At 41.0% G+C, this 14,025-nt stretch carries 12 protein-coding genes; 5 read left to right on the top strand and 7 right to left on the bottom strand.

Translation table 11 applies throughout. The features are described from left to right. Nucleotides 1-31: 31 nt before the first annotated feature. The 5 genes from H5203_RS03205 to H5203_RS03185 all read right to left on the bottom strand — a co-directional run bounded on the left by H5203_RS03205 (nucleotide 32) and on the right by H5203_RS03185 (nucleotide 5,712). The gene (locus H5203_RS03205) at nucleotides 32-1,756 is read right to left on the bottom strand and encodes a proline--tRNA ligase (protein ID WP_149981092.1); all 1,725 of its coding nucleotides are present in this window, start codon (nucleotides 1,754-1,756) and stop codon (nucleotides 32-34) included. A 90-nt stretch (nucleotides 1,757-1,846) separates the two neighbouring features. Further along, nucleotides 1,847-2,551, bottom strand: coding sequence for a tRNA (N6-threonylcarbamoyladenosine(37)-N6)-methyltransferase TrmO (tsaA, locus tag H5203_RS03200; protein ID WP_182819372.1), 705 nt, complete (start codon nucleotides 2,549-2,551; stop codon nucleotides 1,847-1,849). A gap of 108 nt (nucleotides 2,552-2,659) precedes the next feature. Next, nucleotides 2,660-3,232 carry an outer membrane beta-barrel protein gene (locus H5203_RS03195; protein WP_145233916.1) on the bottom strand — a complete coding sequence of 191 codons (573 nt, stop codon included), beginning with the start codon at nucleotides 3,230-3,232 and terminating at the stop codon, nucleotides 2,660-2,662. A gap of 223 nt (nucleotides 3,233-3,455) precedes the next feature. Then, the gene (locus tag H5203_RS03190; RefSeq protein WP_145233918.1) at nucleotides 3,456-3,926 is read right to left on the bottom strand and encodes an acyl-CoA thioesterase; all 471 of its coding nucleotides are present in this window, start codon (nucleotides 3,924-3,926) and stop codon (nucleotides 3,456-3,458) included. A 139-nt stretch (nucleotides 3,927-4,065) separates the two neighbouring features. Further along, entirely contained in the window at nucleotides 4,066-5,712 is a 1,647-nt protein-coding gene (locus H5203_RS03185; protein ID WP_182819371.1) for an electron transfer flavoprotein-ubiquinone oxidoreductase, read from the bottom strand. A 195-nt stretch (nucleotides 5,713-5,907) separates the two neighbouring features. On the opposite strand from H5203_RS03185, the gene H5203_RS03180 reads away from it, so the two are divergent. From H5203_RS03180 to H5203_RS03165, 4 genes are all read left to right on the top strand, one after another. Beyond that, nucleotides 5,908-6,657, top strand: coding sequence for an electron transfer flavoprotein subunit beta/FixA family protein (locus tag H5203_RS03180; protein WP_149981096.1), 750 nt, complete (start codon nucleotides 5,908-5,910; stop codon nucleotides 6,655-6,657). Beyond that, entirely contained in the window at nucleotides 6,658-7,584 is a 927-nt protein-coding gene (locus tag H5203_RS03175) for an electron transfer flavoprotein subunit alpha/FixB family protein (protein ID WP_145233926.1), read from the top strand. 320 nt (nucleotides 7,585-7,904) lie between these two features. Next, nucleotides 7,905-9,728 (top strand): protein kinase domain-containing protein, encoded by a 1,824-nt coding sequence (locus H5203_RS03170; protein WP_182758804.1) that lies wholly within the window; start codon nucleotides 7,905-7,907, stop codon nucleotides 9,726-9,728. Between the two features lie 49 nt (nucleotides 9,729-9,777). Next, nucleotides 9,778-10,209: a DUF3859 domain-containing protein gene (locus H5203_RS03165; protein ID WP_182730930.1), complete on the top strand. Its 432-nt coding sequence runs from the start codon at nucleotides 9,778-9,780 to the stop codon at nucleotides 10,207-10,209. Between the two features lie 102 nt (nucleotides 10,210-10,311). Here H5203_RS03165 and H5203_RS03160 read toward each other — a convergent pair whose 3' ends face one another. Both H5203_RS03160 and H5203_RS03155 read right to left on the bottom strand, forming a co-directional pair. Beyond that, the gene (locus H5203_RS03160; RefSeq protein WP_182819370.1) at nucleotides 10,312-11,361 is read right to left on the bottom strand and encodes a methionine synthase; all 1,050 of its coding nucleotides are present in this window, start codon (nucleotides 11,359-11,361) and stop codon (nucleotides 10,312-10,314) included. Between the two features lie 68 nt (nucleotides 11,362-11,429). Further along, complete coding sequence (locus H5203_RS03155; protein WP_182717840.1) at nucleotides 11,430-12,404, bottom strand: DUF1852 domain-containing protein; 975 nt, start codon at nucleotides 12,402-12,404, stop codon at nucleotides 11,430-11,432. A gap of 521 nt (nucleotides 12,405-12,925) precedes the next feature. Here H5203_RS03155 and H5203_RS03150 point away from each other — a divergent pair. Further along, entirely contained in the window at nucleotides 12,926-13,735 is an 810-nt protein-coding gene (locus H5203_RS03150) for a sulfite exporter TauE/SafE family protein (RefSeq protein WP_182819369.1), read from the top strand. Nucleotides 13,736-14,025 lie beyond the last annotated feature (290 nt).

Below are 14,025 nucleotides of genomic sequence, written 5' to 3'. Positions count from 1 at the left end.
ACGCGGTTTTTTTTTCAGAAGGTGCTGATGATTAAGCGTTCATGGCCGCTTTGATTGCTTCAACAGCGGTATCAATATCTATCATTAATTTTTCACCAGTACGGCGATTTTTCAACTCAACCTTGTTTTCATCAAGATTACGCTCACCAATTACCAACGTGAAAGGTACACCGAGTAATTCCATGTCGTTAAACATCACACCTGGGCGCTCTTTACGGTCATCAAATAACACGTCTAAGCCTGCGGCTTTTAAACCGTCGTAAAGGTTATTAGCGATATCCGGTATACGATGCGATTTATGCATATTCATTGGCACAATGGCTAAATCGAACGGGGCGATTGGCTGTGGCCAAATAATGCCGTATTGATCATTATTTTGCTCAATAGCCGCTGCGACAATACGCGATACACCAATACCATAACAACCCATAGTCATTATTTGGTTCTTACCGCTTTCGTTTAATACTCCCGCTTTCATCGCTTCTGAGTACTTAGTACCAAGCTGGAAGATATGGCCAACTTCGATACCGCGTTTAATATGTAAAGTACCATTACCACATGGACTAGGATCACCTTCGACAATATTACGTAGATCAGCAACTTCATACTCAGTTACATCGCGATCCCAGTTAATACCGCTGTAATGCTCGTCATCTTTGTTGGCACCGGCTACAAAATCAGCCATTACGTTGGCTGTACGGTCTACTAAAATTGGCATTGTTAAGCCAACAGGGCCTAATGAACCCGGTTTAGCACCAATGGCTGCAATTATGTCAGCCTCGTTTGCCATTTCCAGTGGAGAATCTACTAATGGATGTTTTTCAGCTTTAAGTTCGTTAAGCTCATGATCGCCACGTATTACTAATGCAACTAAACCACGTTGACCATCTTCATTTGGCGCGCCGTAAACAATCAGTGTTTTAACACTGCGATGAGGTTTTACACCATAGTGTTTCTTTAGCTCGTCGATAGTTTTCGCATCAGGTGTTGGGAATACTTTTAATTCTTTTGCGGCAGCAGGGCGCGCTTCACTTGGCGCTAATGCTTCTGCTTTTTCGATGTTTGCTGCATAGTCACTTTTATCACTAAAGGCGATAGCATCTTCACCTGATTCAGCTAACACATGAAATTCATGAGATACACTACCACCGATAGAGCCGGTATCAGCAATAACAGGACGGTAATCAAGGCCTAAGCGATCGAATATATTACAGTATGCTTTGTGCATTACTTGATAAGTTGCATCTAAACATTCTTCACTTAAATGAAATGAATAGGCATCTTTCATAGTAAATTCACGCGCGCGCATAACCCCAAAACGAGGACGACGTTCGTCGCGCACTTTTGTTTGTACTTGATACAAAGTAAGCGGTAATTGTTTATACGAACTTACTTCTTTACGAACAAAGTCGGTGATCACTTCTTCATGGGTTGGTCCTAACGCGAAAGTACGATTGTGACGGTCAGTAAAACGCATAAGTTCTGGGCCAAACTGCTCCCAACGGCCAGACTCTTCCCATAGATCCGCAGGTTGAATAACAGGCATCAACATTTCGATTGCACCTGATTTGTCCATTTCTTCACGCACAATGTTTTCGACTTTTCGTAACACGCGTAATCCAGAGGGTAACCAAGTATATAGGCCCGACGCGACGCGACGGATCATGCCCGCTCTTAACATTAATTGATGCGATACAATTTCAGCATCTGATGGCGTTTCTTTAAGTGTTGCGAGTATATATTGACTGGTACGCATGTTTATTCCGATAGTTATAAAATTATTATTTCAATTGGGCACTCAGTTTAGCAGCGGTTGCTTTTACACTAAAGCGCTAAGTGTGTTTTTCTAACTTTTTTCTATGCTAGTGACATAGTTATGCTCGTCGTTTACTTGCCAACGGATATTAAAATCATACAAGGTCATTCCATAACTTTGTTCACCCTCTTTTTGCTTTTTATAGGCAGGGCGAGGATCTTGCTTAAGTACATTACTAATAAAGTCATGCAACTCTGGGAAGTTGGTTTGCTGTTCAATAAACGCCTGCACTTGCGGGCTAAACTCAACGGTCATTTGCGTTTCTGGGCGCGTGTCAGCAAAGCCTGCAGTGGCATCAACCATGGCATCTGAATAAGGTAAATATGGTTTGACGTCTAAAATCGGGGTGCCATCAAGTAAATCTATGCCTGCCAATAATAAACACAGCTGGCCATTTTTATACTCTATGCCTTCAAGCTTGACGGCACTCATGCCTATGGCATTGGGTCTAAAGGTCGCGCGTGTGGCAAATACGCCTTTGCGCTCATTACCGCCTAAACGCGGTGGTCTAACCATGGCTGAGTAGCCTTTATCAGCAGTTTCATGAAAGCGAAACAATAACCAAATATGGCTAAATTCATCTAAACCACGAACAAATTCTTCACGGTTAAAATCAGCAACAAATACCAACTTAGCTTTTGCTTGTGGAACTAAACGCGGTTGGCGAGGAATGGCGAACTTTTGTTTATAAGGAGATTGAATATGGCCAATAGCCGTTAGTTGAAAATCGCTCATGAAACTCAATTACTGTTAAAGATACGATATTCTAACCGCTAACAACAAAAAAGGCAGCTCGAAGCTGCCTTTTACTGCTAAATAACCTCAGAACAGGTTAAGCATTCCTTAAAACATATATTGTACAGATACTGATGCCACGTCCATATCTGGATCAATATCGTCTTCTAATTCGTAACGCTCGTACTCAAAGCGTATTTGCATATTACTGGTAAATGCATATTCAATACCTGCACCGTAGAATATATCGCCACCACTTTGATCGGCTGATATTTCACCAAGGGCTGGAATATCACTGGTGACCTCGGCGTCCCATTCTAACCAACCACCTTTAGCGTAGACAGAAAAGCTTTCTGTTATTGGTGCTGCTAATCGTGCAGCAAGGGAGATACCATCTACCTCAGCGTAACTATCTATATCACTTACTTCATCAAAGTTTTGATAGGCCAGTTCTAAACTCAAATACTTATTAAATTGTGAACCAACATAGCCTTTGAGCATCTGTGAGTCGTCGTCAAAATCGATGTCGTTTTCAGAATCTTCAAATTGGAATGAGTATTGGCCGTAACCAATACCGGTATATACGCGAGGGTAATCCATGTTTGTTGTCTCTGCGCTAGCTGCAGTATTAAAACCTAACAATGCTAATGAGATAGCAGAAAGTGAAATTGATTTAATCATTTAATAGCTCCTTTACAAAATAAAAAATATAACCTTTAAATTACCGGTTACTTTTAATATTGCATGGTGCGTGCCATGATTAATTTGGCTTTAAAACAGCCAGTTATAGTCTTTTATAGCATACAAAGTACACCAATGAGCGCTATTTAAACGCTCGTTCAGTTTGGCTGGAGAAAAGATTTCTGACTAGAGTGTAGCTTTTACAGATAGATAGTTTAGGTGATCAGGGTTCTGATTTATGCAATAAAGTTTCAGTTTCTATGGCAATCTCTTTCATCTTAATTGCGTAGTTTTCTAATTTTTTGTCTTCATTACTCACTGCGATGTATTCTGGCACTGCTACGGGGTAACCTGTTTCGTCCATGGCAACAAAGCTAATTACACAGTGGTTAGTCTCAACTAAATTACGCGTTTTCGGATCGCCACAGCGAACTTGTATAAAGATTTGCATACTGGTTTTGCCAGTGTGGGCAATTTTAGCTTCAACTTCAACAATTTGACCAACTAGAATAGGGCGACGAAATTTAACCCCAGCGACAGATACAGTGACACAGTAATGACCACTCCAACCAGCAGCGCAGGCATAACCTGCTTGGTCAATCCACTTCATGACGACACCGCCATGAACCTTCCCGCCAAAATTCACATCGGTGGGCTCTGCTAAAAAACGGAATACAACATTAGACGACGGCATAAAAATATCTCACTCATATATAATTCTTATTAGCATAGCGCAAAAAAGGGGCCGAAGCCCCTGCAATTTAGGATAGGTTTATAATTTATATGTAAAATATTATTTTAACGCTGTATCAAGCGCTTTAATTGTATTTAGATTACATATTTGGGTAGTTGGGACCACCGGCTCCCTCAGGTGTTACCCAGGTGATGTTTTGGCTCGGATCTTTAATATCGCAGGTTTTACAGTGCACGCAGTTTTGTGCATTGATCACAAACTCGTCTTTGCCGGCAATTTGCTGTATCTCATACACACCCGCCGGGCAATAGCGCTGAGCAGGCTCGTCAAATTTAACTAAGTTAACATAGATAGGAATAGCGCTATTTTTTAGTTTTAAATGACACGGCTGAGATTCTTCATGATTGGTATTTGATAAAAACACCGAAGATAATTTATCAAAGCTGAGTTGACCATCAGGCTTCGGGTAATCAATGACACTGGCCTGATTTTTATCAACTAGCGTTGCGTGATCTGGGATATTATCTTTAAAAGTAAAAGGTAATGCCCCTGCAAAAATATTTTGATCAAGGGTGTTATACGCACCACCAAGAAATTTTCCTAGCTTATGCATCACAGGGCCAAAGTTACGTGATTGGTATAGCTCTTTATAAGCCCAACTTTGTTTAAATGCTTCGCTGTAGTCAACTAAGTCAGTATGCTGTTGCTCGTTTGTAAGCGCGTTAAAGATCACCTCAGCGGCAATCATACCTGACTTCATCGCTGTGTGGTTGCCTTTGATTTTGGCAAAATTCAAGGTGCCCGCGTCACAGCCGACCAACAAACCACCCGGGAAGTGCATTTTTGGTAATGAGTGCAAGCCACCTTTTGCAATCGCACGAGCGCCATAAGCAATACGTTCGCCACCGGCTAATACATCTTTAAATATTGGGTGGTGTTTCATGCGCTGAAATTCATCAAACGGGCTTAAATGCGGGTTTGAGTAATTTAAATCAACAATTAAGCCGACTACAACTTGATTATTATCACTGTGGTACATAAACGCACCACCGTTAGTATCTGCACTTAAGGGCCAACCGGTGCCATGAACTACCGTGCCTTGCTTGTGATTAGCAGGATCGATTTGCCAAATTTCTTTAAAGCCTAAACCATAATGTTGCGGTGAGGCATCTTGATCAAGTGCAAACTGATTGGTCAGCTGTTTACCTAAGTGACCACGACAACCTTCAGCAAATACAGTGTATTTAGCACGAAGTTCCATGCCAGGCATAAAGCCATCTTTTTCATTGCCATTACTATCAAGGCCCATATCGCCGGTAATAATGCCTTTTACTGTGTCATCTTCAATAATCAGTGAGTGTGCGCTAAAACCTGGGAAAATCTCAACCCCTAGGTTTTCTGCTTGCTCTGCAAGCCAGCGGCATACATTACCCATAGAGACAATATAGTTATCAGTATTATGAAATGTTTTAGGTGCGGCAAAGTGAGGGATAGCGGTGGCTTTGCTGTCATTATTAAACCAATATATTTCATCACTGGTTACTTTAGTGGTCACTGGTGCGCCAAGTTCTTGCCAATTGGGCAGTAACTCGTCCAAAGCGGTGGTTTCAAATACTGCGCCCGATAAAATATGGGCGCCCACTTCGGAGCCTTTTTCAACCACGCAGATCATGCACTCTTGTTGTTTTTCTCGTGCTTGTTGCGCTAATCGTATGGCGGTAGCTAAGCCTGCAGGGCCTGCGCCGACAATAACGACATCAAATTCCATGGTTTCGCGTTCGACCATATTAACCTCTTTTATGTGACGGACCTGTGCCTTTACGAGGGCAATTTCATACTTGCAAATGAAACGTTACAGGCGATGAATAGTTTAAGGTTATTTTAGGTTGACGTTTACGTCAACAGGAGGTAGTCTGATTTCATAAAATAAATAGGTTGACGTACACGTTAGCTTGTAGGTTTAAATAATTATGGAGTTCCTATGAAAGTTCTCGTTCCAATAAAAAGAGTTATCGACTACAACGTAAAAGCACGCGTTAAAGCAGATAATAGCGACGTTGATCTAACTAATGTGAAAATGGCACTTAACCCATTTTGCGAAATTGCCATTGAAGAAGCTATCCGCTTAAAAGAGGCGGGCACTGCCACTGAAGTAATTGCTGTAACCATTGGTGCTAAAGCATCTCAAGAACAATTACGTACAGCACTGGCACTGGGCGCCGATAAAGCGATTCATATTGAGACTGACGAAAAATTAGAATCACTGCACGTTGCAAAGTTGCTTGCTAAAATCGTCGAGCAAGAAGCCCCTGAACTGGTGATTTTAGGTAAACAGTCGATTGATTCAGATAACAATCAAACAGGTCAAATGCTGGCGGCTCTTACCGGGCGCGGGCAAGGTACGTTTGCATCAAAGGTCGACATAGCAAATGGCACTGTTAATGTGACGCGTGAAGTTGATGGCGGTTTACAAACAGTGGCATTAAAGTTACCGGCTGTAGTCACAACAGACTTACGTTTGAATGAACCTCGTTATGCATCATTGCCAAATATTATGAAAGCCAAACGTAAACCACTTGAGGTAATTGCAGCTGATAGCTTAGGTGTAGACTTAACCCCGCGTATCGAACTTGTTGCGGTACATGAACCGGCAAAACGCAGTGGCGGTATCATTGTTGATGATGTAGCGCAGTTAGTTGATTTATTAAAAACACAAGCGAAGGTGATTTAAATGAAAACATTAGTTATAGCAGATCATGACAATGGCAGTTTAAAGCCTGAAACTTCTAAAACCATAAACGCAGCATTAAAGCTTGGTTTTGCTGTTGATGTACTAATTGCTGGTGAAAACGTAGCACCAATGAGTGAAATAGTGGCCAGTATTGCAGGTGTAAACACCGTGCTGGTGGCTGATCATAGCGAGTATGCGCATCAGTTAGCTGAAAACATCGCAGATTTAGTATTATCGCTTGCGCCAGATTATTCGCATCTTGTTGCTAGTGCTACTACAACGGGCAAAAACTTTATGCCACGTGTTGCCGCATTACTTGATGTTGCACAAATTTCAGAAATCATTGATGTGGTTGACGCTGATACATTTAAACGCCCAATCTATGCCGGTAATGCCATCGCAACTGTAAAATCACTGGATAGCAAAAAAGTGCTCACCGTTCGTGCAAGTAGCTTTGATCTGCAAAGTGAGCAAGCTCCCGCTGAGAGTCGTGTTGTTGATTCTGTGTTTAGCAGTGAATTAAGCGCATTTGTAAGTGTTGAGCAAACCGAATCTGAGCGCCCAGAGTTAACTGCTGCGCAAGTGGTTATATCAGGTGGACGCGGTATGCAAAATGGCGAGAACTTCTCATTACTTAATGGTATTGCCGATAAACTAGGCGCGGCAATTGGTGCGTCTCGTGCTGCGGTTGACGCAGGCTTTGTACCAAACGATATGCAAGTGGGTCAAACCGGTAAGATCGTTGCGCCTAACTTATATATTGCTGTAGGTATTAGTGGCGCAATTCAGCACTTAGCGGGTATGAAAGATTCTAAAGTGATTGTGGCTATCAATAAAGATCCCGATGCGCCAATCTTCCAAGTGGCGGATTATGGTTTAGTAGCAGATTTATTTGATGTGCTACCAGAGCTTGAACAAGCACTCTAATTTATAACGATTCTGGTTGTTAAAAGCTGTTGTGATCAGTTCGCTGATCACGCGGCTTTTTTTCTTTTATTTTACCAATCAGAAAGTCTGTAATATCTAACTAAGCAATTACCATGAATAAAGAGTATCACCTGTCGTTTAGTGAGTTGGGTGCATTATTTTTTAACACAGATTGCCTTTTTACACTTTTTTTGCGCAAAATGTCAGGACACGCTAAGCTGAGGCTAAATGACTAGAAATTTAGAACTAAAAAATTAATAATCAATAAGCTAGCTTCACCCTTATCCCTTACATTTTTTAGAATACGTTGAGACCTCGCAGTGAAAACCAAAGCAATCCGCAATTTTTATATCAATGAAGAGCAGTCGGTCTATTTGCTTTCGCACCATGACGCAAAAAAACACCGCCAATGGTTGAATATCTGTATTAAGCAACTCACTAATTTAGGCTACAGCCAGGTTGAAATGATTGGCTCGGGTGCTTTTGGATTTGTATTTGCGGGTTTAGATGAGCGTAAACTTCCTTGGGTGTTTAAATTTTCACGTATCACCTTGGCGCAAAGTGTACGTGATCGACTTGAGGACGAAGCGTATATGCTCTCGCAAGTTGATAACCCATTAGTGCCTAAGTTTTATGCTTTTGAACGGATAAAAAAGCAGGGCATTTTAATGATGGCCCGCGCGCTGGGCGAAGACTTAGAAAAAGTATCACTTAAAAAAGGCCGCTTTAGCGCCGCAGCAATCACCAGTTTAGCGCTAAAACTGCGTAATGTATTAATAGACCTTCGCACTCAGCAAAATGGCATAACGCCACAACCGATTGTGCATGGCGATATCAAGCCTTCTAATCTAGTGTGGGATGAACATACCCAAGGCTTATCGCTGGTGGACTGGGGCAGCTCTGTGTATGCCCAAATAGACAGTAATGGCGAGCCAATTACCAGTAACTTTATGGATTTAATGTCTGGCGATTTAAGTACCACCAATGCGCGGATGGGGGATGTGTATTTTATTGGTGATGAGCAAATGTCAGGTGCTAAATCATCGCCGCGTTTTGATGAGCAAGGCGTGGCGTCCACCTTATACGCACTGGCTTCTGCACAGTCATGCCGATTTGGCGCGCAAGTGATCCCAGCCAGTTCATTAGGGCTCCCTATGGAGCTTGCAAAAGTGATTGACGGTATGCTCTCTAAAAATAAAATTACAAGAGACGGGGCGGGTGATTACTTTATGCGTAATATGCCTGCTATGGCTAAAGCATATTTACCAGAGCTCAATTTAGCTGAAAATGTGCGAGCCAATATTCCATTTTGGTTTGGTAACGATGACGAACGACCTGATACTGTGGTTTATAGCTCACGTAAACAATTTTTACGCCAAGCCGACCACAATCAACAACTGCTTGATGTAAATGACGCTCAATTGGACCGGTATTATAAAGAATTCCTGTTTGATACCGGTGATACTGAAAAAGCATTTTTAGCCTCTATCAGCCGATTAGCAAAATACCCAGTAGTAGGGGGCTTAAGCTTTCATTGGAAAGAAGAATCACTGTTCGTTGAATCATCACTGATCATGCATGATGAAAGTTTAGGCCATGCTTTTACCCAAGCGGTTAATAATACCGTGATGTTGGCACAAGGCATTCATCAAAAAGGCTTATTTAAGTGTTGTTTATTTGATGCAAGAAAGACCATTCAACTGGAGCGTGATGGCACAGGGGCATTTAAGTTTGAACAACTTCCAGAGCTTGACTATGAGGTAATGAATTTAAAAAGCTCAGAAGTCACCCGACCACATTCTTATTTTGAAGACGGTAAAGATCCGGACGAGCAACTGCAGCTACCTAAAAAAGTGATCAAATGCGTATTTGAGTTAAACCAAATACATCATACCGGCTGCATTATTTTTGAAGCTTTACCAGATAGAATGAAAATACATCATTATTATCGTTTGTTAGATGGCACTAAAGAAGCACAGTTTAAGCGCTTGCTTAATAAGTTGATGCAATATGCGGTGAGCATTACTGATGTGGGGGTTGCCGGGTTTATGAAACTACCTTACAAAAATACCCGTGAGTTTGCCTTGTGTGATCGCCAGCCTGATTTTTTCTATCCTAAAGATCCTAAACGTTTTGGCGCTTAATTTTGCCGTGTAAATACGTTAAACTAATGCATCAAAAAAAGGATAAATAATGGCAAAAACTAAGCCCGCAATCACTATGCAAAGCTTTGGTATTTATACAAAGTGGGACTCATCATCAAAAGCCTTACCGCAAATTCAAGCATTTACCACAAAAGTACCGGCACAACTCGATGTGGAGTTTGGTTTTATCATTAATATTAAAAAAGCCAAAGGCGAAAAACTTCATTATTGTATATACCATCCTGATATACCGGATGCTGATGGTGAGGTAATGCCACCATTTGACGGCTTTGAATACGTTAAAGACAATGACTGGCACTTTTACCTAGGTGATACCTTGTGGCAACCCATCAGCAATAAAATAGGTGACTGGCGTATGACCATAGAGCTAAACGGCAAACTGATTGCAGATAAAACATTTTCAGTGTTTGAACAAGAGTCAATGTCAGAAATTGAGTTTTGGCAAAAGCGCGGGTATTAAATACTTTATGTGTATATAGGCTTATTGTATTTGTAGTAAGTCTAATTGTTGAAAATAAATTAGGACGAGGTGGTTACTCCACCTCATGAAATAAATTAGATTTTAATTACTTTGAGCCAGCTCTTTTCTAATAATCTCTGCGCCTGCGGTTAACGCATTGAGCTTACCTCTTGCAACTGCGCGAGGTAGCGGAGCCATACCACAGTTAGTACACGGGTAGAGCTTGTCAGCATCGACAAACTGCAGTGCTTTACGTAGCGTATTTGCCACTTCCTCTGGTGTTTCTATGGTATTGGTGGCAACGTCAATGGCGCCTACCATTACTTTTTTACCGCGAATAAGTTCAAGTAGTTCCATTGGTACATGAGAGTTGTGACATTCTAATGAGATAATATCAATATTAGATTGCTGCAGTTTTGGAAATGCTTCTTCGTATTGTCGCCATTCTGAGCCTAACGTTTTTTTCCAATCTGTATTGGCTTTGATACCATAACCATAACAAATATGTACGGCCGTTTCGCATTTAAGGCCTTCAATGGCTTTTTCTAAACACGCAATTCCCCAATCATTTACTTCATCAAAAAACACATTAAATGCAGGCTCATCAAATTGAATGATATCAACCCCCGCAGCTTCTAGTTCTTTGGCTTCTTGATTAAGAATTTTGGCAAATTCCCAAGCGAGCTGTTCGCGGCTTTTATAATGGTCATCATAAAGTGTATCTATCATGGTCATAGGACCTGGTAGCGCCCATTTGATCGGTTGTTTGGTTTGGCTGCGTAAAAACTTAGCATCATCAACAAAAACAGGTTTGATACGACTAACAGGACCTACCACAGTAGGTACACTGGCATCATACCGGTCACGAATTCTCACCGTTTTACGGTTTTCAAAATCTACACCGTTAAGGTGCTCAATAAATGTGGTAACAAAGTGTTGGCGTGTTTGTTCGCCATCACTGACAATATCAATACCTGCACGTTGTTGCTCTTGTAGAGAGATCCGTAATGCATCGTGTTTGCCGTCAATTAATTCATCACCTTGAAGTTTCCAAGGTGACCAAAGAGTCTCTGGCTCTGCAAGCCATGAAGGTTTAGGTAAGCTGCCTGCAGTTGAAGTCGGTAATATTGTTTTGCTAATAGATGTTTTCATAATAAATAATGCCATTTATTTGGGTTAACTTTTTAAGTTGCGATTGAATCTAACGATTGAACTCGCTATTACGCGTAATTAGCAGACCATTGCTCAAGCACTGTTTGATATGGCTTGATGAAGTGCTGCTCAGCAAATTTCCCCTGTTCATTCGCCAATTTACTGCGCTCTTCACGGTCATAAACAATTTGCGTGAGTGAATGATCTAGGTTCTTCAAATTTGGTTGATATGATTTCCCCGCAGTCGCATTGGCATTATAGATCTCTGGTCGGTAGATTTTTTGAAATGTCTCCATTGTGCTAATAGTGCTAATAAGCTCAAGATGAGTGTAATCATTTAGCAAATCACCAACAAAATAAAAGGCTAAGGGCGCTACACTATTTGGCGGCATAAAATAACGCACCTGCAAGCCCATTTTTTTGAAATATTGCTCAGTCAAAGACGGTTCATTTGGCTGATATTCAACACCTAACGCAGGGTGTTGATTTTCAGTACGATGATAGGTCTTGTTATCCGAAACACTTAGGCATATTACTGGCGGCTTTTTAAAGTGCTTTTTGTAGCTGTCAGAACTAATAAAATATTTAAATAGTTTGCCATGCAGCTCGCCAAAGTTATCAGGGATACTAAATTTAGGCTGATCTTTATTATGTTCTTGCAGTAATACACTAAAATCATAGTCGCGCACATAGGAGGAAAAATTATTTCCTACAATACCTTCAATGCGTTTGTTAGTGTGATGATCAACAATATTTGTTTTCAATATTTCAATCGATGGAAAGCTATTACCACTGCCAGCAATATCCATATCAACAGAGATGATTTCAAGCTCTACAGAATAACGATCCGCTTTTGGGTTATCCCACTGCGCCAAGGCATTAAAGCGGTTATCGATCATTTTTAAGGCGTTGCGTAAGTTTGCTTGGCGATAACTGCCTCTGGCCAAGTTTGCAAAATTGGTAGTGATACGTGTATTAGCTGCTGGATGATAATTTTCATCGAGACAAATACTCTTAATAGTAAATGTGAAATCTTTAGTCATGGTGATCTGTATCCAATTATCTGATTTAAAACCTGCGTTTATGCTGTGCTCTTGAGCGAATTAACGTTACTGATCTCTCGGTAAGTGATGTTCACAGTTTTTGTGTTGTGCCTGATGGCTTGATTAAAACCGCTGTAAAACTGTGTTACCTCTAAGAGTTGAGCTATTTATACGTGTATCGGTACATGAATAAAAACGGTTTAATTTCACCTAAAACATGAGCTGTATTCATCAACTAATAATATTGCACGCCATTAGCGATAAATTATCTGAAGTGGCACTTGAAAAAACAGAGTTCCAACTTGGCCATCCAAACATTTAGACTTCTAGATGGGTGTCTTGTGTTTATTTCATCTAAAACATGAGGATTATTCAGGGCTTAATGTAGCCAAATATATCAATAGGCATCAGTTATATTGATATACTCGCGGCCAATATGGTGAGTGATAGCTGCTCAATAGGAAATAGAATCGCATTCATTTAGCATGAGTGCTCCCAAATTATAATAAGAGATAAACGCAATGAGTGAATTGATAATGTTGATTTTATACTGCGCCTTACTTGGCAGTGGCGTAGGTTTTTTAGCAGGGCTGCTAGGTATTGGGGGCGGACTGGTTATTGTTCCTGTGTTGAGTATTATTTTACTGCATTTTGAAATTCTACCAGCTGAGCAAATCGTTATTGCCGCAATTGCAACGTCATTAGCATCAATATTATTTACATCAACGTCTTCCGCAATCGCACATCATAAAAATGGCAATGTTCCATGGACTCTTGCTCCTTGGGTAATGACGGGCGTTGCACTGGGGGCGCTTATCAGTGGCTTTATAGCGGCACTATTACCTGAGCAGGTTGTTCGCTTAGTGTTTGCTGTCACAGTGGTACTTATTGCGATAAAGATGTTTGTAAGTAATAAGCGTGAGCCATCGGTTGAGCGTGACATGCCCAATAAAGGTGTGTTAGCCATTATGACCACTATCACCGGCGGCTTGTCTGCGATGATCGGTATTGGCGGAGGCGCGCTTTTGGTACCATTGTTAACGTTCTTCTCAGTCGATATGAAAAAAGCCATAGGGTGTGCATCCGCATGCGGCATTGTTATCGCATTATTTGGTTCAATTGGTTACATCAGCTCAGGTAGCGGCCATTTTGCACTAGAAGATGGATTTGCTGGATTTGTGTATTTACCAGCGTTATTCGGTATTATTTGCACATCCTGGTTTACCGCCCCGTTAGGCGCCAAAGCCACCCATTACTTACCAGTCTCGTTAGTCAAAAAAATCTTCGCCGCATTATTGCTAGCAACCGCTGTCAAAATGATTATGTATTAAAAGGAAGGGCACTGCAGTGATACGAATAGAGCCAATAATTAATCAAATCGGTTCTATTTGTGTAGGCTAGCTCTTTAAGCGCAGCGAACCTTAATTTCTTTGTGAATAATTCACTAAAATTTTATTGCACAAAGAGGAAAGGATGAGAAATAAATGAGGGCTTAAATCTGAGAAAGCTAAGTCGTTTTTTAAATGAAAGTACATTAGAACATTTATGAAAAGTATCCGTATAAACGCAAAAAAGCTGGCACTGCCAGCTTAATTATTAAAACATTTGTTAGCACCTAGCA

Source organism: Pseudoalteromonas sp. SG41-1 (assembly GCF_014164575.1).
Taxonomy (GTDB): Bacteria; Pseudomonadota; Gammaproteobacteria; order Enterobacterales; family Alteromonadaceae; genus Pseudoalteromonas; species Pseudoalteromonas rhizosphaerae.
This window is presented reverse-complemented; position numbering and strand designations above follow the sequence as displayed.